Annotated in this window: 2 protein-coding genes; both read right to left on the bottom strand. The window is 63.6% G+C overall.

Going from position 1 to position 2,322, the window contains the following annotated elements; all coding sequences use genetic code 11:
• Nucleotides 1-28: 28 nt before the first annotated feature.
• Nucleotides 29-691 (bottom strand): HAD family hydrolase, encoded by a 663-nt coding sequence (locus OC610_RS25880; RefSeq protein WP_264431874.1) that lies wholly within the window; start codon nucleotides 689-691, stop codon nucleotides 29-31.
• Between the two features lie 173 nt (nucleotides 692-864).
• A complete protein-coding gene (locus OC610_RS25875) occupies nucleotides 865-2,211 on the bottom strand; it encodes an MATE family efflux transporter (RefSeq protein WP_264431873.1) in 1,347 nt (448 codons plus the stop codon).
• Nucleotides 2,212-2,322 lie beyond the last annotated feature (111 nt).

Genomic DNA, 2,322 nt, shown 5'->3' with positions numbered 1-2,322 from the left:
TCGCGAGCAAGCTCGCTCCCACAGGGGTTTAGTGGTGGCTTGATAGGCGTATCAATCCGTCGTCCACCGCAATGCTCAACCCACGGTAATCCGCGATCTGCCCATGCAACGTCACCACCGGGTGCGTATGCGTGGCTGTCACCACCATCACGTCCATGCCCGCTGCCTCGCCCGCCTTGATCCCGGCTTCGGCGTCTTCGAACACCAGGCATTCCTCCGGGGCCACTTGCAAGCGCTGCGCCGCGAGCAGATAGCAATCGGGGTTCGGCTTGCCGGCGCTCACGTCTTCGGCAGTCACCATCACCTCGGGGCGCGGGATCCCGGCGGCTTCCATCCGACGTAAAGCCAAGGCCATCGGCGCAGACGTGACGATGGCCCATTGCGTCGGCGGCAGGCTCTTGAGAAACGCCAGCGCACCGGGCACCTCGACCACCCCTTCCACGTCTTCGATTTCTTCAACGGTCAATTGCGCGGCCTCGGCCTGGGCATCCACACCGGGCAAGTTCTGGCGGGCAACGGTGTCGACGGCGCGTACGCCGTGGATGGTCGGCAGGAATTTCGCCACGTCCAGGCCATGGCGGATGGCCCAGCGGGTCCAGATCCGCTCGGTGGCGGCGACCGAATTGAGCAGCGTGCCGTCCATGTCGAAGAGGAAGGCGCGGTAGGCGATGGAGGAGCGTTCTACGGACATCGTGATCCTCATGGATGACGGGGCGAATGGCGGGCACTTTAACATCCGCGATAACCTGCCAAACGCCGATTTCATGTGGGAGCGAGCCTGCTCGCGAAAGCGTCACATCAATGCTGGCTGAACCAACGCTTTCGCGAGCAGGCTCGCTCCCACAGAGGTCAGTGATAAGCCGGTTACACCAACCGCTCGATCCGCTGATGCTGCCAGACCCGTTTGTAATACAGCGTTTGCAACAAAAGCATGCTCAGGTACGCCACTGGAAACGCCATCCACACCCCTTGCAGGCCGAAGTGTGCGTCGAACAGATAGGCGACCGGCACTTGCACGCCGATGATGCAGAAAATCGAGATCGCCACCGGCACCAGCACCGTGCCGCTGGCGCGCATGATGCCGCCGATGATCGCCTGGAAGCCGAACACCAGGAGGCTCCAGAGCATGATGTGCAGCAGATGCTCGGCCTGGACTCGCGCTGCCGGGTCAGTGATGAACAGCCCCAACAACCAATGGGACAACAGGTACCCCAGCAGCACCAGCCCACCGGTCAGCCAGACATTGATCAACAGCCCGGTGCGCAGGATCGGCCCCAGGCGTTCCAGGCGCCCGGCCCCGATGGCCTGGGCACCGAGGATCGAAGCGGTGATGGCGATCGACAACGCCGGGAACTGCACGTAGTTGACGATCTGCGTCACCGCGCCGTAGGCCGCCGTGGCCTGGGAGCCGTGGCGATTGACCAGGGCGAGGATGACCAACTCCGACAGCGAAATCACGACCATTTGCAAACCCGTGGGCAGGCCGATGCGCAGCACTTTGCCGAGGATGTCCCGGTCCAGGCGCATCGCCGCGAACAACGCCCGATCCGGTGCCAGGGCATGCACCCGGCGGTTCAGGCGCCACGCCAGCATCGCCATCGCCGAGGTGGTGCCCACCAGCCCCGCCAGCGCCGCGCTCTGGATCCCCATCTGCGGGAACCCCAGCCAGCCACGGATCAGCACCGGCGTCAGCAGCATTCCAACGCTGGTGGACACGAGCAACGCCAGCAGCGGCGAAACGGTGTCGCTGACACCGCGCAACAGCTGGGTAAAAAGCACGAACACCAGCAGCATCGGCAAGATCCACATCATCACCCGCGCGTAGGACACCGCGTCATCCAGCACATCGGCCGGCGTCCCGAGCCCCTGCAGGCCTTCGCGAGCAAAGACACTGCCCAGCACCGCCGCGACCAACCCGATGATCGCCCCCAGCAACAGCGTCGAACCGGCAATCGCCTTCACCGTCCCGGTCTCGCCGGCGCCGTAGGCCTGCCCGATCAACACCCCTGCCCCGGCGCCCAGGCCGATCACCAAGGCGATGAAGAAAAACACGATGGGAAACATCCCCGACACCGCCGCCAAGGCCTGGGTGCCGAGCATCTGGCCGATATAGATGCTGTTAAGCGTACCGGACATCGATTGCAGGAAGTTGGACACGACCATGGGGGCCAGGAACAGCAGGTAGGTTTTCCAGAGAGGCTGGGTGGGCATGAGGGCTCGTGATGGCAGGTTCAGAATCCGATGCGGGGTAATTTAGCTCAATCCTTTCATTCTGTTTCGGAAGATGTCCGCTTTTGTGGCGAGGGAGCTTGCTCCCGCTGG

It is taken from the genome of Pseudomonas agronomica (assembly GCF_025917275.1).
GTDB classification, from domain to species: domain Bacteria; phylum Pseudomonadota; class Gammaproteobacteria; order Pseudomonadales; family Pseudomonadaceae; genus Aquipseudomonas; species Aquipseudomonas agronomica.
The sequence above is the reverse complement of the archived record's forward strand: the minus strand, read 5'-3'. Positions and strand labels throughout refer to the sequence as shown.